This window comes from Phormidium sp. FACHB-592, from assembly GCF_014695795.1.
In the GTDB taxonomy this organism is placed as follows: Bacteria; Cyanobacteriota; Cyanobacteriia; order Leptolyngbyales; family Leptolyngbyaceae; genus Stenomitos.
Window position 1 is genome coordinate 25,360 of the sequence record NZ_JACJOZ010000106.1, and the last position, 18,287, is coordinate 43,646.

At 49.6% G+C, this 18,287-nt stretch carries 15 protein-coding genes; 11 read left to right on the forward strand and 4 right to left on the reverse strand.

Going from position 1 to position 18,287, the window contains the following annotated elements; all coding sequences use genetic code 11:
- Positions 1 to 29 precede the first annotated feature (29 nt).
- Positions 30 to 1,715, forward strand: coding sequence for a hypothetical protein (locus H6F86_RS29630; protein ID WP_190454690.1), 1,686 nt, complete (start codon positions 30 to 32; stop codon positions 1,713 to 1,715).
- Between the two features lie 70 nt (positions 1,716 to 1,785).
- Here the strand turns inward: H6F86_RS29630 and treY are convergent, their stop codons facing one another.
- Together treY and treZ are read right to left on the reverse strand one after the other, a co-directional pair.
- Complete coding sequence (gene treY / locus H6F86_RS29635) at positions 1,786 to 4,578, reverse strand: malto-oligosyltrehalose synthase (RefSeq protein ID WP_190454693.1); 2,793 nt, start codon at positions 4,576 to 4,578, stop codon at positions 1,786 to 1,788.
- A 93-nt stretch (positions 4,579 to 4,671) separates the two neighbouring features.
- Positions 4,672 to 6,489, reverse strand: coding sequence for a malto-oligosyltrehalose trehalohydrolase (gene treZ, locus H6F86_RS29640; RefSeq protein WP_190454696.1), 1,818 nt, complete (start codon positions 6,487 to 6,489; stop codon positions 4,672 to 4,674).
- Between the two features lie 286 nt (positions 6,490 to 6,775).
- Here treZ and H6F86_RS29645 point away from each other — a divergent pair, with 286 nt between their 5' ends.
- The 7 genes from H6F86_RS29645 (at position 6,776) to H6F86_RS29675 (ending at position 14,351) form a co-directional block, all read left to right on the forward strand.
- Complete coding sequence (locus H6F86_RS29645; RefSeq protein ID WP_190454699.1) at positions 6,776 to 7,486, forward strand: DUF305 domain-containing protein; 711 nt, start codon at positions 6,776 to 6,778, stop codon at positions 7,484 to 7,486.
- Positions 7,487 to 7,564: 78 nt separating this feature from the next.
- The gene (locus tag H6F86_RS29650; RefSeq protein WP_190454702.1) at positions 7,565 to 9,244 is read left to right on the forward strand and encodes an efflux RND transporter periplasmic adaptor subunit; all 1,680 of its coding nucleotides are present in this window, start codon (positions 7,565 to 7,567) and stop codon (positions 9,242 to 9,244) included.
- A gap of 282 nt (positions 9,245 to 9,526) precedes the next feature.
- Positions 9,527 to 9,772: a UPF0175 family protein gene (locus H6F86_RS29655; RefSeq protein WP_190454707.1), complete on the forward strand. Its 246-nt coding sequence runs from the start codon at positions 9,527 to 9,529 to the stop codon at positions 9,770 to 9,772.
- Positions 9,769 to 10,251, forward strand: a complete 483-nt coding sequence (locus H6F86_RS29660) for a DUF3368 domain-containing protein (RefSeq protein WP_190454710.1) — start codon at positions 9,769 to 9,771, stop codon at positions 10,249 to 10,251. Before H6F86_RS29655 ends, H6F86_RS29660 begins: the two co-directional genes overlap by 4 nt.
- An 84-nt stretch (positions 10,252 to 10,335) precedes the next feature.
- On the forward strand, positions 10,336 to 13,470 hold the full coding sequence (locus H6F86_RS29665; protein ID WP_190454713.1) for an efflux RND transporter permease subunit: 3,135 nt from the start codon (positions 10,336 to 10,338) through the stop codon (positions 13,468 to 13,470).
- A 41-nt stretch (positions 13,471 to 13,511) separates the two neighbouring features.
- Positions 13,512 to 13,994, forward strand: a complete 483-nt coding sequence (locus H6F86_RS29670; protein ID WP_190454716.1) for a hypothetical protein — start codon at positions 13,512 to 13,514, stop codon at positions 13,992 to 13,994.
- Between the two features lie 105 nt (positions 13,995 to 14,099).
- On the forward strand, positions 14,100 to 14,351 hold the full coding sequence (locus tag H6F86_RS29675) for a hypothetical protein (protein ID WP_190454719.1): 252 nt from the start codon (positions 14,100 to 14,102) through the stop codon (positions 14,349 to 14,351).
- Between the two features lie 146 nt (positions 14,352 to 14,497).
- Here H6F86_RS29675 and H6F86_RS29680 read toward each other — a convergent pair whose 3' ends face one another.
- Positions 14,498 to 15,448, reverse strand: coding sequence for a nucleoside hydrolase (locus H6F86_RS29680; RefSeq protein WP_190454722.1), 951 nt, complete (start codon positions 15,446 to 15,448; stop codon positions 14,498 to 14,500).
- A gap of 18 nt (positions 15,449 to 15,466) precedes the next feature.
- The gene (locus tag H6F86_RS29685) at positions 15,467 to 16,018 is read right to left on the reverse strand and encodes a hypothetical protein (protein ID WP_190454725.1); all 552 of its coding nucleotides are present in this window, start codon (positions 16,016 to 16,018) and stop codon (positions 15,467 to 15,469) included.
- Positions 16,019 to 16,334: 316 nt separating this feature from the next.
- Here H6F86_RS29685 and H6F86_RS29690 point away from each other — a divergent pair, with 316 nt between their 5' ends.
- The 3 genes from H6F86_RS29690 to H6F86_RS29700 all read left to right on the forward strand — a co-directional run bounded on the left by H6F86_RS29690 (position 16,335) and on the right by H6F86_RS29700 (position 18,219).
- Positions 16,335 to 16,718: a DUF4346 domain-containing protein gene (locus H6F86_RS29690; protein ID WP_190454728.1), complete on the forward strand. Its 384-nt coding sequence runs from the start codon at positions 16,335 to 16,337 to the stop codon at positions 16,716 to 16,718.
- Positions 16,719 to 16,914: 196 nt separating this feature from the next.
- Complete coding sequence (locus tag H6F86_RS29695) at positions 16,915 to 17,667, forward strand: glucose 1-dehydrogenase (protein WP_190454731.1); 753 nt, start codon at positions 16,915 to 16,917, stop codon at positions 17,665 to 17,667.
- A 183-nt stretch (positions 17,668 to 17,850) separates the two neighbouring features.
- Positions 17,851 to 18,219: a hypothetical protein gene (locus H6F86_RS29700; RefSeq protein ID WP_190454733.1), complete on the forward strand. Its 369-nt coding sequence runs from the start codon at positions 17,851 to 17,853 to the stop codon at positions 18,217 to 18,219.
- The last annotated feature ends 68 nt before the right edge of the window (positions 18,220 to 18,287 follow it).

Sequence of the window (18,287 nt, forward strand, 5' to 3'; positions counted from 1 at the left end):
GTGATGGTCGATCGCCCGCTTAAGAGCAAATGCCAAAGAAAACGCTGCTAACCAATACAACGTGTGAACAGAATGGCAGTTCCAGTCAACTGGTTGTCCTTCTTCATGCGTATACGCATACATCTCAGCAGATAGACGAGGTGCGATCGGCGGTGAAAGAGTCCTTACCCAATGCAGATCTGCTGGTGCCTGATTATCCAGCGGGGATTTTCGCGAATACAAACCCTAGCAGAGTTGCCGAGAATTTGGTGCAACATATTGAGGATGCCGTCACGCAGCGAACCAACCGACTAGACCACCAATCGTACGATCGCATTCTTCTGGTTGGGCATAGTGCTGGGGCGCTCATCCTTCGCAAAACCTATGTCATGGCAATGGGGTATGACAGTGACCATGTGATGCTGGGCAAGACACCTCAGCGCGCATGGGCAACGAAGGTCGATCGCATTATTTTGATGGCTAGTATTAATCGAGGGTTTTCGCTGGCGCAGCGACCTGAAGATATGAACTGGATCAAGTTTCAATTACAGCGGCTAGGTTTCGCCCTCCTCGCCCTCACCAACACTGGAAGATTTATCCGCCGCTTGCAACGAGGTAGCCCGTTTGTTGCCAATCTACGAATTGACTGGATTCGGCTTAGTCAAAACTCCACTGTTGTACTACCACAGACGATTCAGCTTCTCGGCGATCTGGATGATGTTGTCTGTGAAGAAGATAACGTTGATGTTGCAACCGATCAGAACTTTAAGTATCTCAAAGTCCGAGACACCGGACATGAATCGATCGTGCGCTTTCAGGAACCAGAGATTGGAGCCTATCGCAAAGCCCGGTTTCAATACGCCCTTATGACCCCCTTTGAAGCCATCGAAGGCGACATCATTCCAGATGCAACCGTTGATCTATCGGTAGACCAGGTTGTCTTTATCATGCATGGCATCCGCGATACAGGGTTATGGACAAACGCTGTGCGCCAAGCCATTGAAGCGCAGAACAAAACGGCTTATGTCAGTGTTGCGGGCTATGGCTATTTCCCCATGCTATGGTTTTTGCTGCTAGGTGCACGGCAAACGAATGTGCGCTGGTTTATGGACGAATATACTGAAGCGATCGCCCGCCATCCCAAAGCTGCCCTAAGCTACATTGGTCACAGTAACGGCACCTATTTAATCGCCAGCGCTTTAGAACGATGCCGCGCCTGCACAATGGATCGTATTGCGTTTGCTGGCAGCGTTGTCCGTAGTGATTATGATTGGGATGGCTTAGTGAGCCAGGGGCGTGTCCAAGCCATTCGCAATGATGTTGCCTCTGCTGATTGGATTGTGGGCATCTTTCCCGGCTTTTTTGAACTTTTGCGCTTCAGTGACTTGGGCACCGCAGGACATAACGGCTTTGCCGCTCACGAAGGCAAGAAAAATACGGTTGCCTACTTCAAGGGTGGTCATGGTGCCGCCCTGCAACCGCAAAACCACAACTCGTTAGCACACTTTGCGCTGACTGGCGAAGTTGTGCGAGAAGAGACGCTTCTCGTCAAACAACAGTCCAATGTTGTGGCTATGGTGTCGAAACTGTGCTGGGCAGTGTGGGCTGCGATCGCGATCGCCCTACTGCTGCTGGGCTTTGCCATCGTTTCCCTGCTTGCTCTACTGAGTGTTCCTGCTGGCGTTTCCTGGCTGCTTTATGCTTGTCTGGTACTGCTGTTGCTCTATACGCTGTAGCGTTCTGTTTATACAGGTGAGCCGATAAACCGCTCATCGACTCACCTCCTATTGGAAACACTGCCTGGGTTTAACTGCTGACCAAAAGGGCAACTGGAAAATGCTGAAGTGCATCACCAATGGCAATCGTGCTCTGGCTTTGCAGCGGCTGAGTTGTAATAACGTTTGTCCAGGTCGAAGGTAAGCCCGACGGCAGTACGAGATGCGTGTCTTTCCAGACTGCCGTACCAAGCGGACGTTCTCCAGGCTGAACCAACGGGGTGAAGAAGCGAGGGGCGATCGCGATCGCTGCCTGTCCACCTACCGTTCTAGCGAACGCAATAATGTGATTCTGCAAGTCGCCTGCCACCTCAAGCGGTTGATAATCACCTTGTTGAAACAAGTTGGCAAAGGCCTTCCGGGCTTGCAGTAACTGATAGGTCAAAAACAATTTAATGTTGCCTGTTGCCCGTGTTTCAAAGAGATCATCAATCAGCGCTAAAGGGTTATGCGGCAACTTGGTCTTAAGCTGATCCAGTACCGCCATACGCTGCTGATAGTCGATCGGCCGACGGTTATCAGGATCAACAAAACTCAGATTCCAGAACTCGTCGCCTTGATACAAATCAGGTACGCCAGGAGCCGTATTTTTCAGTAAAACCTGTGAGAGTGAATTGAGTATGCCATACTCGGCAATCATTGCCTGGAAGGGTCTAAATTGAGCAAGAAACTCATTCGTCTCAGGCGCATCTAGTAACTTTTCTGCAAAGGCAATAAACTCATTCTCATACTCGCTATCAGGACGCAACCAGGCAGTATGAACTTTTGCCTCGCGGACCGCTTTAATCAGATAATCTTTGAGACGCTCAACGAAGGCTGGAAACTCTGCCTCATCAAAGGGAAAAGAACCAACTAATGTTTGGTACAGAAAGTACTCATCATTGCGATCGGGTATGGTTCTACCACCCAGTCGCTCTTTTTTACTAAAGTTAATGTCTGCCCATTGCTTAATCTGCTCTGCCCACGCATCCGGTATTTCTGACAACACATTTAAGCGCGCTCTAACATCTTCACCACGTTTTGTATCGTGAGTAGATGTTGTATTCATTGAATGCAGCCAATGGTCTACCTTTTGCTGATTAAAGGTATGAAACTGCTCTGGAAGAATACCAAAATGGCTCGGATTACCGCCCACTTCATTCAAAGACAGTAAGCGGTTATAACCATAGAGCAGTGTGTCTTCAATGCCTTTTGCCATCAACGGTCCAGTCAATTGCTGCATCCGCATCACAAAGTGCAAGCGATCGGCTTTTTGCTCGTCAGTCAAATAGTCTTCATTGTTTCGTAGCAAAATGGCTTCGATATATTCAAGCTCTCGTTGTAAGAGCGGTACTTGCTTCTTCGCTGCGGCGATCGTGGTCTGGATAACCTGACGATCAGTTTCACTCACTACATCAGATGTAATGTATGTTCGATAGATTGGAAAGAGTGCCAAAATTTCACTTAACGCACGTTTCAAGCCATAGGCAGTAAAGTCACCGCCCGATCGTGTTTGCCCTGCTATCCGCTTCAGCCGTTGAGCAAGATTTTCGACATCACCCGCTAGATTCTTTTCAATAATGAGCCATTTCTTCTCGGCTGAGAGGCGATCGTAACTAGACGCTACGCCCGTGAACGTGGTGTAAAAGCGATCGAACGCAGGTTCATTATTAGCATCGCAAAAAAGCCCATTCACGTAGTTAAGAAACTCATAGCCACTTGTGCCTTGAACCTGCCAGCCTGTTGGCAATGACTCTGTTAGTTCCAGTATTTTTTCGACTGTGATATAGACATCACCAATTTTTTCACGAAGCCGCTCTAAATATTCGACTGGATTATAAAGACCGTCAATGTGATCAATGCGTACTCCGGTAAAAATACCGTCTTCGACAAGTTGAGCAATGAGCGAATGTGTTTTATGAAAAACTTTAAGCTCTTCTACTCTGACTGAAATCAACTCATTGACAGTAAAGAAGCGACGATAGTTAATTTCTTCTGCTCCAACCTTCCAAAAGGAAAGCCGATAAAATTGTTCGTTAAGCAAGCTATCGAGTAGGTTAAAGCTTTCTGGGCTACCGACTTCACCATTAAAAGACTGCACATTAGCTGCAATCAATTCTTTGACGGCTTCATTTTGTTCATGCAGTTCCCAGAGTAGCCCTTTCACAAATGCCACCTGGTCATACCGTTCTCTGCCCTTTGCTTCTGCTGGCAGATTCTTGAGCAAGTAAAGGATGCCCAGCAGTTTGACAAAATCCGGGTGCCGTCTACCTAAAGCCTTCGTTAGTTGCCCCAAATTATAGGTGATGAAGCGTGCATACGATTCAATACGAACAGGCAACCGCAAACTATAGTAATTAACACTTAAGCCTGTTTCATCATACGCAAGTTTTATTTCGCCATTTTCAATACAATCGCTGTATAAGTTACCTAAAAGTGGTGCCAGTACACGTTCACGAATCTCTTCGTAAATGTGATTCCAGTCAATATCAAAATAGTCAAAACTATCCGAATCGGAACCATTTTCTAGCACATCCATGAGCCACAAATTTTGGCTGTCGTATGCCATATGGTTGGGCACAATATCCTGTAGCCAACCCATTTGATGCTGTTGAATAGCGCTTACTAGAGCATCAAATGCTTCGCGATCGCCCAATTCGGGATTAAGTTGAGTTGGGTCTACAACGTCATAGCCGTGGCTGCTTCCCGCTCTAGCTTTGAAAATGGGAGATGCATACAGATCAGAAATACCTAGCGCTGCAAGATAAGGTACGATCGCCGTGGCAGCAGCAAAGTCATACTCCTGGCGAAACTGAATGCGATAGGTTGAAACTGGAATTCTCATACATGGTTGCTCATTAATTGACTCATTCAGTAGATTCAGGCATAGCGTAATCAAGAGGAAATGAGGCTATGCCTGAGTAAAGGAAAAATCAGCTTATGCTTGATAAAGGGCAAAACTCAGCCCAGGAATTGTAAGGAGCTGATTGGACTCTAATGCGGTTGGTAAGCTTGCCTTTGTTCCTAACCACTTTTCATCTGCCGAATCCAAGATCTTTTGCCATTTTGCATCAGGAAGTTTGGACTCGAAGCTGACTGCTTCCTGGTTGAAATTCATGATGCAGAAGATTTGGCTATCAGCAGACCAGCGGTGCAGCAAGATCAGCTTTTGATCTTCTAAGGCAGTTGCTTCTAAATTCTGCTTATCCAGCTTTTTGAGAGCAGGGATGGTGCGCCGAAGCTGAATGAGATGCTGGTAGAGTTCACGCAAGGTTTTGTGATGACCTTCGTTACGTTTTTCCCACCGTAGCTGCGATCGCTCAAAGGTTTCTTTACTTTGTGGATCAACGTATTCCCCTTCCAAATGGAAGTGCGAAAATTCGCGTTTTCTGCCTGCCCTTACGGCTTCCACTAGATTTGCATCCGTGTGGCTAACAAAGTAAAGAAACGGTGCGTCTTCACCATATTCCTCGCCCATAAACAGTAGTGGCACATTAGGCGACAGCAACAGGACGGCTGCACCTAGCTTCAGCGCGTCGAAGGACACAAGATGCGTGAGTCGATCGCCCAGCATCCGATTGCCTACCTGATCATGGTTTTGAATACAGACGACAAACTGCTGACCTGGAAAAGCGCTAGAGTCGCTACCATGCCAGCGATCGCGAAACGGCGAATATTCCCAAGAAAAGACAAAGCCTTGCTTGATTGCCTTTGCTAACTGCCCACAAGTGCCGTAATCCTGGTAGTAGCCGATCTGTTCGCCTGTCAGCAGGGTATGAACACAGTGATGAAACCCATCATTCCATTGAGCATCCATCCCATAGCCACCCTCATCCAACCCACGCAAAATCTGGACGTTATTCACATCATTCTCAGCTGTGAGGTAGAACTTCCGCCCTTGCTGCTGGGAAAACTCAGCCACCCGCTCTGCCAACTCTTGAAGGAAGTGTTTGGCGTTCAGGTCAATGATGTGATCCGTCGCATCTAGGCGCAGCATATCAATGTGAAACGTCTCAAACCAATACAGTGCATTTTGCAGAAAGTAATTGCGGACTCCGTAACTTTGAGCGTCATCAAAGTTCAGCGCACTACCCCAAACGCCGTTGTACTTATCGGTAAAGTAAGGTCCGTAATCGCTGAAGTAGCTCCCCTCTGGACCAAAGTGGTTATAAATGACATCCAGTACGACCGCCATGCCCTGCTGATGGCACGCATTGACGAGACGCTTTAAGCCCTCAGCGCCACCATAAGAGTTTTGCACTGCAAAGGGATAAACCCCGTCGTAACCCCAATTGCGATCGCCAGGAAACTGGGCAACGGGCATTAGTTCGATCGCATTTATCCCCAGCGCTTGCAAATCGGGCAGCCGGTCAATAATGGCATCAAACGTGCTGTCAGGAGTAAACGTGCCGGTATGTAGCTCATAGATGATGAGTTCATCTAACGGAATGCCCGACCACTGCTGGTCTTGCCAGCGAAACGCAGCATGATCAACCACCTCAGAGGGACCATGCACACCATCTGGCTGATAGTGCGAGGCCGGATCAGGGCGTTCGATATCGTTACCCAACTGATAAAAGTACTGTGTTCCCGGAGCGATGTCTTCAGCAGTCACTTGCCAATACCCTGAGCCAACAGGCTCCATCGGCAACAAGCGCCCGCTGGGAGAAACAAGATTAACTGCAACCTTCTCATGCCGTGGTGCCCAAACTGTAAACTGACAGCGATCGCCCTGATAAAAAGCGCCAACATCCATAGAAAATCGCCCTGTGCTTCCGATACTTTGTAGGGACTATATTTCTCCTCAATACGGCAAGGCAACCTATCAAAAAGAGGATTTTTGCCATGATTTACAAAAGGACGGCAACTTTATCCTGATCCCCTAACTCTATGCCACGTTTAAGAGGGGTGTCAGGGTGCCCAACTTACGCTTCAAGCAGTCTCTAAACTGGGTGCATTAATTGCTTGACTCTCTAGTCGGCTGGAGAGTCCAGAATAACAACATCACTTTTCTGATCCTCTATTGCAGGCAAAAGAAACCTATGTCACATTACTTCTTTGCAAAAGGTTCTCTCGCTCTCATAGTAGGGGCGATCGCCACTGCCAGTTTTCTCAACGCTTGCTCCACCACTGCCCAAAACCAAACTCAAACTGCTAGCCCTACTGCCACTACTGCTGGAGCCAAACAAATGGATCACGGCAATATGCATCACGGTGGCATGAACCACGGCAGCGGAGACCATATGTCGATGGATCTGGGTCCAGCCGATGCTGAGTTTGATCTGCGCTTTGTCGATGCTATGACACCGCACCATCAGGGAGCCGTCGAAATGGCAAAAGAGGCACAGCAGAAATCCAAACGTCCTGAAATGCAAAAGCTGGCGGCTAACATCATTCAGGTTCAGGACAAAGAGCTGAACCAGATGAAGCAGTGGCGGCAAGCCTGGTATCCCAAAGCTAGTGCCGAGCCGATCGCCTACCACGCTGAGATGAAACACTCCATGCCCATGACTCAAGAGCAGATCAAGAGCATGATGATGAGCGTGTCTTTAGGGGCAGCAGACGATCAGTTTGATCTGCGGTTTCTCAACGCCATGATTCCTCATCATGAAGGCGCTGTAGTGATGGCACAGGATGCTTTGAATAAATCGAAGCGACCCGAAATTAAAAAGCTAGCGCAGAAAATTCTTGCCTCTCAGGAAGCTGAAATCAAGCAAATGCAGCAGTGGAAACAAGCCTGGTACAAGCAATAGTTCGGGCTACGAGCTTTTATCTTGCTTTCATTGCTACCTGAAACACTGGTAAATAAGTGCTTGTGGAGGAACCTGCCAATGACTCACGCCTCTCAACGATCCCCGACTCAAATCACAGTCTCTCTACTCACGTTGCTGCTTCTAGCGGCTCCGCTGCGCGTTTTGGCTCATGCGGGGCACGGCAACGAATTTCAGGGCGGCAGTCATGCTGCTCAATCTGTTGATGCTGTGCAGGTCGATGCAGAAACAGCGAAGCGGTTGGGGCTAAAGGTTGAACCCGTGTCGCGTCAACGCCTGGCGTTTGGCATCAAAACCACTGGCCAGATTGAATCACTACCGAACCAACAGGTGGAAGTGACAACTCCAGTTAAGGGAACGGTGACGCGGCTTTTGGTGCAGCCTGGGGATCGAGTGCGTGCCGGTCAGGCAGTAGCAATTATGACCAGCCCAGAATTAGCAGAACTGCGAACCACGGCGTTAGACCGTCGATCGGAGGCGATCGGCTCGGCCCAGCAGGCACAGGCAGACTTGAAACTGGCGCAGCAAAACTTTGCTCAACAACAGAAAATTGCAGCAACGGACATCGCCCAAGCCCGTACCCAACTCAGCTTTGCCCAGGAACGGTTCGACAAAGATCAGGTGCTAGCTGCCAGTGGTGCCCTTCCCCGTCGCACCTTTCTAGAATCCGAAACTAAACTGGCGGAAGCAAAAGCGGCTCTGACCAAAGCCAGTAGCCGCTTAGAGGTCTCCGAAGCTGCCGCCCAACTGCAACGGGCAAAAGCCGCCGTACAGGTGGCTCGATCGCAAGTAGAACTGAGTGCAGAGACGTATCAAACTCGCCTGCGGCAACTGGGCGCGAGTGCAAACCAGGATGGCACCATCACGATCGCGGCTCCTATTTCAGGCACCGTTGCTGATCGCGAAACCACGGCGGGCGAATCGGGTGAGGATGCGGGCAAAAAGGTAATGACCATCATCAACGGCAGCAGCGTTCAAGTGAGCGCCAATGTTTATGAAAAAGACCTCGATCGCATCCAAACTGGGCAACGAGTCCAGCTAAAAGTTGCTAGCTTGCCCAAGCGAATGTTTCAAGGACAAATTAGCGTCATTGGTTCTACTGTTCAAGGTGAAACTCGCGTGGTGCCCGTGAAGGCGCAACTCGACAATCCTGATGGAGTGCTGAAACCAGGGATGTTCGCAGAGTTGGAAGTGCTCACAGATCGAACTCCCGTTGCTATGTTGGCAATTCCTAAGTCTGCTTTAGTGACAACCAGCAATCAAAAGACGATCGTCTTTGTGCAAAATGGCACTGCTTTTCAACCGACAGAAGTCACCTTGGGTCGAGACGCAGGCGAGTTCGTTGAGGTCAAAAACGGGTTGTTTGATGGCGATCGCATTGTGACTCAGCGTGCAAATCAGCTCTATGCTCAATCGCTGCGAGGTGGCAAGCCAACTGAGGAGCACGGAGAAGCGATCGCGGTGCCTGCTTCTAACCCGCAAGCCTCAATTCCCTGGTGGCTTGGTGTTCCCATAGGAGGAGCGCTGATAGGAGGTGCGTTTGGGGCAGGAATGGTGTGGGCAAATCGCCGTCATTATAAGGCAGTCGTTCCACCATCTAATGGTCACAATCAGCATGAATCTGTCGATGACTTTAGCTTGACTGACGATGCTGGCAAGCCCACCCCTGCTTTAAAGTCGGCGATCGAAGAATCCCTTCCGGCAGCGTCAGAAAATCAGGAGTCTGCAAGACGACGATAGACTTCATTGCGCTCACGCTCTGAAGCTAAGTATGCGTCCCAGACTTCTTTGCGAACTAGAGGGTTTAGAATGTTGAGCTTTTCGATCTCGCACATACTCCAGAATCTCTGGCAGTGCGGACTCAGGAACGTCGTTCAGTGCTTGCATAATCAGGTCTTTCGTAGTCATACGCTTTTGAGATTACCTGCCGCCAGCTTATAACCTTGCTCAAAATGCTGCTTTGGAGGGGAATGGTTTGTATCCCCTATTCTAGAATCAGAGCCACTAACCAGCCAGAAAACGATGAGTATTTTGATTTCTGACGAACTTCTACAATCAGCGCAGATGACAGAAGCAGAACTACGGCAAGAGATTGCTGTCCTACTATTTCAGCAGGAACGACTTACCCTGGGACAAGCGAGTCGATTGGCTGAGATGAATCAATTGCGATTCCAGAGACTCCTTGCCGATCGCCACATCCCTTTACATTACGATCTGGCTGAGTTGCGAGAGGACGTGGAAAGCCTAAAAGCATCGGGTTGGCGATGATTGTTGTTAGCGACACATCTCCGATTAGTAACTTAGCGGCGATTGGGCAGTTGGTCATTCTCCAACAACTTTATAGTGAAGTCATCGTTCCAACAGCCGTCCATCAAGAGTTGCTTAATTCTGGTTCTGAAGATCTCGCCGTGTTGGCAATTCAAACGCTTGATTGGATTCAAATTCGTTCTGTTAACAACGCCGCTTTACTTCAGCCGCTACAGGCAATTTTAGATGTAGGTGAAGCCGAAGCCATTGTTCTAGCCATTGAACTAACCGCCGATCGCTTGCTGATGAATGAGCGGCGAGGGCGACAACAAGCGATACAAGCAGGTCTTAAAGTTACAGGGCTATTAGGCATTTTATTAGCTGCAAAACAGCAGAAAGTGGTTACGACAGTAAAACCGCTTCTTGATGCTCTGATTGCAAATGGATTTTGGGTACATGGTGAACTTTATGCAGAAACGTTGTCTTTAGCAAGAGAATAAGACCGCTCAATTTCATTCTGATTTCATCTCTATTTGTCACGGTGGTGAAGCCACATCACCAGGAAGGTTACTAATGAAAGCCTTATGCTGAGTTCCGTTATTCAATGGGCGATCGCCCGACGCTGGTTAGTGATTTTAGGCGCGATCATCCTGATGATTTGGATTGTTCGCACCATTAGCCAAATGCCGTTGGATGTGTTTCCCACTTTTGCGCCACCGCAGGTTGAGATTCAAACCGAAGCGCCAGGACTGGCTCCCGAAGAAGTGGAATCGCTGGTGACGTTGCCGATCGAAAGCGCCGTCAATGGTACACCGGGAATTTCGGCAGTGCGGTCTTCGAGTGCAGCCAGTATTTCAGTAGTGCGAGTGGTGTTCAACTGGGGCACTGATCTTTATCAAGCCCGACAGCTTGTGACAGAACGGTTGCAGTCGGCTCAAAGTAAACTGCCAGCAGGAATTGAAACTCCGCAAATTGCGCCCATCAGTTCACCCATTGGCACGATCGTCACCTACGCCTTCACATCCAAAACCAATGACTTGATGGAAGTGCGGCGCATTGTGGATTGGCAAGTCACAAACCGCTTACTGGCAGTACCGGGAGTGACGCAGGTAATCGTGTTTGGTGGCAATGTCCGGCAGTATCAAGTGCTGGTTGAGCCTGAAAAACTACAGGCGTTCAACGTCTCCCTCCAAGACGTATCCGAAGCAGTGGCGGCGGCAAACGTCAATGCGCCAGGAGGTTACTTGATCACGCCCGATCGCGAAAAATTGATTCGGGGCATTGGGCGGATTGAAGATATTCAAGCCTTAGAGCAGTCTGTAATTACGGCTCGCAATGGCACACCTGTGAGAATTTCAGACGTGGCTGCGGTCAAAATTGGCGCAGCCGTAAAGCGGGGAGATGCCAGCGTCAACGCTCAGAAAGCAGTGGTAGCGATCGTCAACAAACAGCCCCTAGCCGATACACCCACCGTTACCCGCACTGTAGAAGCCGCGATGAACGAGGTGAAAGCAGGCTTGCCAGAAGGGATTCAGGTTGCCGTGACCTTTCGCCAGGAAGCTTACATTGATGCGTCGATCGCAAATGTGCGAGAGGCATTAATCGAAGGCAGCATTATTGTTGCCTTGATCCTGATTCCCTTCTTGATGAATTGGCGCAATTTAGCGGTCTGCTTGGCGGCTTTACCACTATCTTTATTGGTCGGAGTACTGGCGCTCAACTGGCTCGGACAAGGCTTGAACACGATGACCTTAGGCGGGTTGGCAGTGGCGATCGGGTCTGCGGTCGATGACGCGATCGTCGATGCCGAGAATGTCTATCGCTGCCTGCGAGAAAATAAGTACTCTCCCCAGCCCCGCCCCGTTTTAGAGGTAGTGTTTGAGGGGTGCCAGGAAGTGCGCGATTCTGTGTTTGGAGCCACCATCATTACGATCGTCGTCTTCTCGCCGATCTTTGCGCTGACGGGTGTAGAAGGCAGCATTTTTATCCCAATGGGATTGGGTTATTTAGCGGCAGTATTAGCGTCTAGCGCCGTCGCCCTCACCGTCACACCTGCCCTCTGTGCGCTTTTGTTGCCCTATGGTCATTTGCCTGAACGGGAACCGTGGGTAGCTCGGTTTTTCAAACAACTTTATCTGCCGTTGCTGCACTTTTCGATGCGACAATCGACCGTTATTTTAAGCATTGCGGCGGCAAGTTTGGTGGCAGCAGCGATCGTCGTGCCATCGTTTGGACGCATCTTTCTCCCAGAATTTCAGGAGCAATCGCTGGTCAACACTCTCCTGCTTTATCCTGGCTCATCGCTGGAAGCGACAAACAGTGCCGCCTCTGTGCTGGAACATAAGCTGAAAGACAATCCCAACTTTCAAAGCATTCAAGTGCGATCGGGTCGGGCAGTGGGTGATGCCGATGCCGCAGGCGTAAACCTAGCTCACCTGGATGTGGAGTTGAGCGAGACGGGCATGAAAGACCGTCAAGCAAGCGTGGCATTGTTGCGCGAGGAGTTTGCCAAAGTGCCGGGAGCCGCGCCAAATGTGGGAGGCTTTATTTCTCATCGGATGGATGAAGTGCTGTCGGGTGTCAGAAGCGCGATCGCCGTTAAAATCTTTGGTTCTGAATTGGAGCAGCTCCGCATTCTTGGACAGCAAGTGAATGATGCTATGCAAGCGGTGGAAGGCATTGTCGACCTCCAGCTTGAACCGCAAATTCCGGTCGAGCAAATTCAGATCCAGTTCGATCTCGTTGCGGCTGCTCGGTACGGCTTAACGAGCGGTCAACTGTCAGACACGATCGAGACAGCACTGAATGGGCGAGTGGTTTCGCAGGTGTTGGAACAGCAGCAGACTTTTGATCTGGTGGTGTGGCTTAAGCCAGAAGCCCGCCAAAGTCTGGACGCCATCGGCAACCTTATGATTGATACGCCCAGTAGCAATAAAATTCCTCTGGCACAGGTGGCAACGGTGCGAGATAGCACAGGACCCAACACAATTAATCGTGAAAATGTCTCTCGCTTAATCGTCGTGGCTGCTAACGCGCAGGGAAGAGCTTTGCGATCGGTCGTGAATGACATCCAGACTAAAGTGAAACAGCAGGTGCAGCTTCCTGCTGGTTACTACATCCAGTACGCAGGACAATTTGAAGCCGAAGCACGAGCATCCCAAAATATTCTGATTTTCAGCGCGATCGCCTTCATCGTTATCACCATCGTCATGTATCTCTCAGTGAAATCGGTTGCCTCCACTGCCATGATCATGATCAACCTGCCGCTAGCGTTGGTTGGAGGTGTGATTGCAGTTGCGCTGACGGGCGGTATCTTGTCGATCGCTTCGCTTGTGGGCTTTGTCACCCTATTTGGAGTCGCTACCCGCAATGGGTTGCTGCTGGTAGATAACTACAACACTAAATTCGCCGCCGGAATGCCGCTAAACGCTCTGCTGATTCAAGGCTCAATGGAACGGCTCAACGCCATTCTCATGACAGCGTTTACTTCAGCGTTAGGCTTAGCGCCCCTGGTGATCGCGGGCGGACCCGGAAAAGAATTGCTGCAACCTTTAGCGATCGTTGTGCTGGGTGGACTCTTCACTTCCACTGCCTTGACGTTGCTGATCTTACCCGCACTTTATGCCAGGTTCGGCAAAGCTCTCTTTCCCAAACGGTTGGCTATTGAGAACGGAAAAGTTCCTCAGCCAACGCTAGAGCAAATCCAAGGTAAAGCTTAGCTGTTTGAGTTAATTTTGTTCATTCACTTAAGAGGAAAATCATGCAATTGAAATTTGGTGTCATGGCTTTTTCGGCGATCGGGCTTCTATGCTTGGGTGCTTGCGGCAGTGGCAATCAGCCCACCACGACCGCTAATAGCCCTATGGCTTCCACCCCTGCGACTCAACCGTCTACAACCGCTTCTCCTGCCAAATCTAGTGGTACTCACGGTGGGCAAGGTGGACAAGTGATTGAATCTGGTCCCTATCACTTAGAGTTGGTCACGGCAAAAGAATCAACCGGAACACACATCGACTTCTTCTTGCAAAAAGGCGACAACCACGAAGCCATTTCCAATGCAAAGGTAACGGCTCAAGTGCAGTTGCCCGATGGCAGCCAGAAGTCCTTGCCCATGACGTATGATGCAAGCGATAAACACTACACAGCCATCTTGCCTAATGTTGCCCCAGGAGAATACAAAGTTGCTATTCTGTCAGACATCAGCGGTGAGAAGGTGAATGGGCGGTTTACCTTTAAGCAGTGACACTAAGCTGCGTTTCATCTGAATTTGATTTCTTAGCCTTAATCGGAAGGTAAGGCTGTTCTCAAAGGCTACTGCTAGCTCTTGCTCATTCAATTAGGAGTGGATATGCACAAATTACACGGAATTAAGGTTGTGGCTGCTGGCGTGATCGCGCTGCTTTCCCTGACAACGATCGCAGCCAGTGATGCTTTTGCTCAAGACACGCCAAAACCTGCGGCTCAAGAGAACCAGAAACCTGCCGCTCAAACTGAGCCAATGGGTTGCTGCGGTTGCTGCAAGAAAATGGCGGCACAGAAACCAAACGATAGTCAAAACAAGATGCCAGGAATGAATCATCCGGCTCCAACCGGAAAGTAGCGTCGTCTGCTATGGCTCAAGCGATCGTAGGCAAAAGCCACTGGCAGAAACTAAACCCGATTGAGGAGCGGTGATTCGTCGTGTCCTGAATTGGAAAAAGTCGGTGGTGGATTGGGTTCAAGATGACAGCACCGCTCAGGTAGATCTCAGGAGACGTGTTCCTTAAAGCGATCGATCGCCTGGGTCAGCAGTTGGTAAAACCCCTCTGCTTCAATGGATTCGATCACAGTGGCGTTGGCTGGCTGGTTCGTGACGTGCCATTGATCGATCACAGTACGCCCCATTGTGAGTTCGCTCGTCGTCTCGATCGCGACATAGGCACGGCGGCTGGTAAACAGATCAGGCTGCAAAAGATAGGCGATGACACAAGGATCATGCAGCGGTGGACCGGGAAAGCCATAACGCTGCATATCATACGCACCATAGTGATTCAGCAAACCGATGGCGGCAGCGCTGATCGGAGAGTTGATCGCTTCAATGGTGCTGAGTCGTTCTGGTGTCGCGATCGCCTGGTTTGTCACATCCAAACTCACGATCGTCAAGGGAATGCCGGCAGTAACGACAACCTGTGCCGCATGAGGATCAACGTAGACATTAAATTCGGCTGACGGTGTAATGTTGCCCTGAGTCGCCGCCCCGCCCATCATCACTACTTCTTGAAGGCGCTGGCAGATCGCAGGTTGCTTGACGATCGCTACGGCAAGATTGGTCAGTGGTCCCAGGGTAGCAAGCGTTATGTTGCCAGTTGATCGCATCACTGTATCGATCAAAAAATCCACCGCATGTTGCTCTTGCAACGGCATCGTCGGCTCTGGCAAATGAATGCCGTCCAGCCCCGTTCTGCCATGTACGTCTTCGGCAGTGATCAACGGGCGCAGTAACGGACGGGGACAGCCAGCATAAACAGGTAAATCAGCCCTGCCTGCCAGTTCACATAGGCAACGAGCGTTCTTTTGCGTCAAGTGCAGTGGTACATTGCCAGCCACCGTCGTAATGCCGAGCACGTCCAGCTTTTCGGGAAACGCCAGCGCCAGAAAGAGCGCGATCGCATCATCGGCTCCCGGATCACAGTCAATGATGATGGGTTTAGCAGCCATGCAGACGCTTATCTTTCCTTACGCACGACGAGCCAGGACTGGAGCCGTCTGAACAAACTTGGTAATGGATTGACCAAAGGCGATCGTCACTTTGAAGGGCAATGTCTGAGCGCGAAAGCCTAGCGGCAACGGTTGGAGATTGAGGAAGGAAACGTCCCACCGTGCCTCTTGCAATGTCCAGGCAGTTAACCCCCCCTTGCTAGTAGGGCTGGGGTAAAGACTCTGTGGCACATAGGTCACGCCGATGGCATCAAAATCAGCTCCAGCATCATACAATGCGCTCCGCACCCCTTGCCAGCGATCGACCGTTACTTGATAGTGTAGTGACTCATCATGGCTAAGCGAAGCACCGAGTAAGTCTGTCAGCTTGGCACAAATTTCTTCAAGACGGGCACGATCGCCCCGTAACAGCATTGCCTCTTCTGGTAAAAGCGCTTTGTGTGCGTCGGGCATCCAAAGCTCAAAGCAGGTACGAGCATCAATGGGAATGGTCGTGAGTTTAAGGTTAAACGGTAGCCCCAACGGATTGGGCGCAACTGCAAGTTCTACTGGAATAAAGGAGTCAAGCATAAGCGTAAAATTCCTTCAAAATGCTTGAAAGATGAATAAAACTACAGCCAGTTGACATGAATTTATCAGTACAGACAAGTGGCTTACGCCCCTTATCAAGACAGAGCGGCTGTTCTATGCCTAAAGGTATAGCGCCGTCTCTATTAGAATGGCTTTTGCCAGCCACTTTTTTGTTCTGTAATGATAAAAAGAAGGTGAAGTAGGGATGAAATCTGACGGCACATTGGTCTGCCGAGTGAATGAGTCAGTGCTGCAAGACCCTCTAAGATGGTAGATAGAACGTTATCTAGATCACAGTTTGAACTTGATGCAGACCATGAACCAGGCTCTTGCCGATGCCACCGCGATCGATCAAAAGCTGTCTAAGCGTCACATTGACCTTGATCCTGGCGGCTATGTCATCATCTATCTCGATCATGAACAAGGGCTAATTTGCGCCAAGCATTTCACAAACTTTATTGACGATCGGGGTCTCGCATGCGATCCGGAAACTGGCAAGCCTATCCCCATCCGCGGCAAGATTGAACGGCAGCCAACCCAGATTTTTACGGGCAGAACGGCGAAAGAGCTTTGTGTGCAGCTTTTTGAGCAGGCAAAACCCTGCCCCATTACACTACTTGACCACGCCTCGTACCTAGGGCGAGAGTTTCAACGGGCGGAGGCAGCGCTACTGAGTGGGCAGGAATACGTGCAGGATTGAAAAAGTTGGTGAAGGCATATTTCAGCGGCAAGGGCAGCAAGGATAGCTTTTGGAAGCCACGCGATCGAGTTAATCAAAGTTCAGCCTCAAAAGCAGCTTTCGCTCCAATTCGGTCAGCTCATCTACAAATTTGACTAGCTGCATTAGGATTAGCAGAGTAGTTTCAAAGAGCTGTGACCACCAGGGAGCGCAAACTATGAGTTCAATGGCTAGCAAAGTGGCAATTGTTACCGGGGCAAGCTCTGGTATTGGTCGTGCAACTGCGATCGCCTTTGCCAGAGCTGGAGCAAAGGTTGTGGTTGTGGCTCGCCGTGCCGACAAGGGAGAAGAAACCGTTCGACTGATTACAGAAACTAGTGGTGAAGCGATCTTTGTTCAGGCAGATGTCACCAAAGCCTCTGATATTGAAGCAATGGTCAAAAAGACGGTTGAAACTTACGGTCGCCTTGACTACGCCTTTAACAACGCTGGTTCTGGAACCTCTGGCAAAATTGCTGACCTGTCAGAAGCAGATTGGGACTATGAGATTAATGCGAATCTTAAGTCGGTGTGGCTGTCGATGAAGTACGAAATTCCTGTGATGCAGCAATCAGGAGGCGGCGCGATCGTCAATACTTCGTCCCAAGGCGCACTCCTTGGCGTTGCAAACTATGGAGCCTACGGAGCGGCAAAAGCGGGAGTCATCGCCCTCTCTCGTGCAGCAGCAGCGGAATATTCTGCCGATCGCATTCGGATTAACACCGTTAGCCCTGGAGCCGTGAAAACTGATTTGTGGGCAGAAGCACCACCTGAAATGCTAGATCAAGTTGCAGCCGGGATTCCACTACAACGCATCGGTATGCCAGAAGATATTGCTGAGGCAGTCGTTTGGTTGTGTTCTGATGGAGCTGCCTTTGTGACTGGACATAACTTAGTCGTCGATGGTGGCTTCACAGCCGTTCAGAAGTAGTCATCACATAACAGTCTGCTTGCAGGCTGCTCCAACGGGCGGAAGCAGCCTACTAAATGGACAAGAGTACATGCAGTATTGAAGAAGTTGTTAGGCTTTTGACTTCACTGAAATCTACAGAACTTTACTTAACCGCTCGATATGCAGGCAGAGAACAGTAGAAAGAGAATTAGATCTGTACTTTTGCCATTAGCGCTACTCATACTGTTGATTGGAGGGTTATTTCGTTACTGTAACCCTGGTCCTACAGAAGAGGAAATAAAATCTTTGCTTAGCAAAAATCTTCCTGTAGGCTCTAATGTACAGCAAGTTAGAACGTTTCTTGAATCGCGCCAGATTTCTTGCGATTATTACCCAAATCTACCACATGGCAGTCTTTTCGATGAAGTTGAGCCGTCTAAGCAACGTGTTGTTCGAGGTTATTTAACGGCTGGTATACCAGAGGTTGAACGGGGCTTTTTAACCAAGTCTGGACTTTATATGCAATTTTATTTCGATAAGGATAAAAGGCTTGTAGACTACATTGTGAAAAAGTGGGTAATGGCACCCTAAATAAAGATATATCAATTGATAATCAACTTTGCATTGGAAGCCAACAAGCCTAATACTGTGTTGGAGTG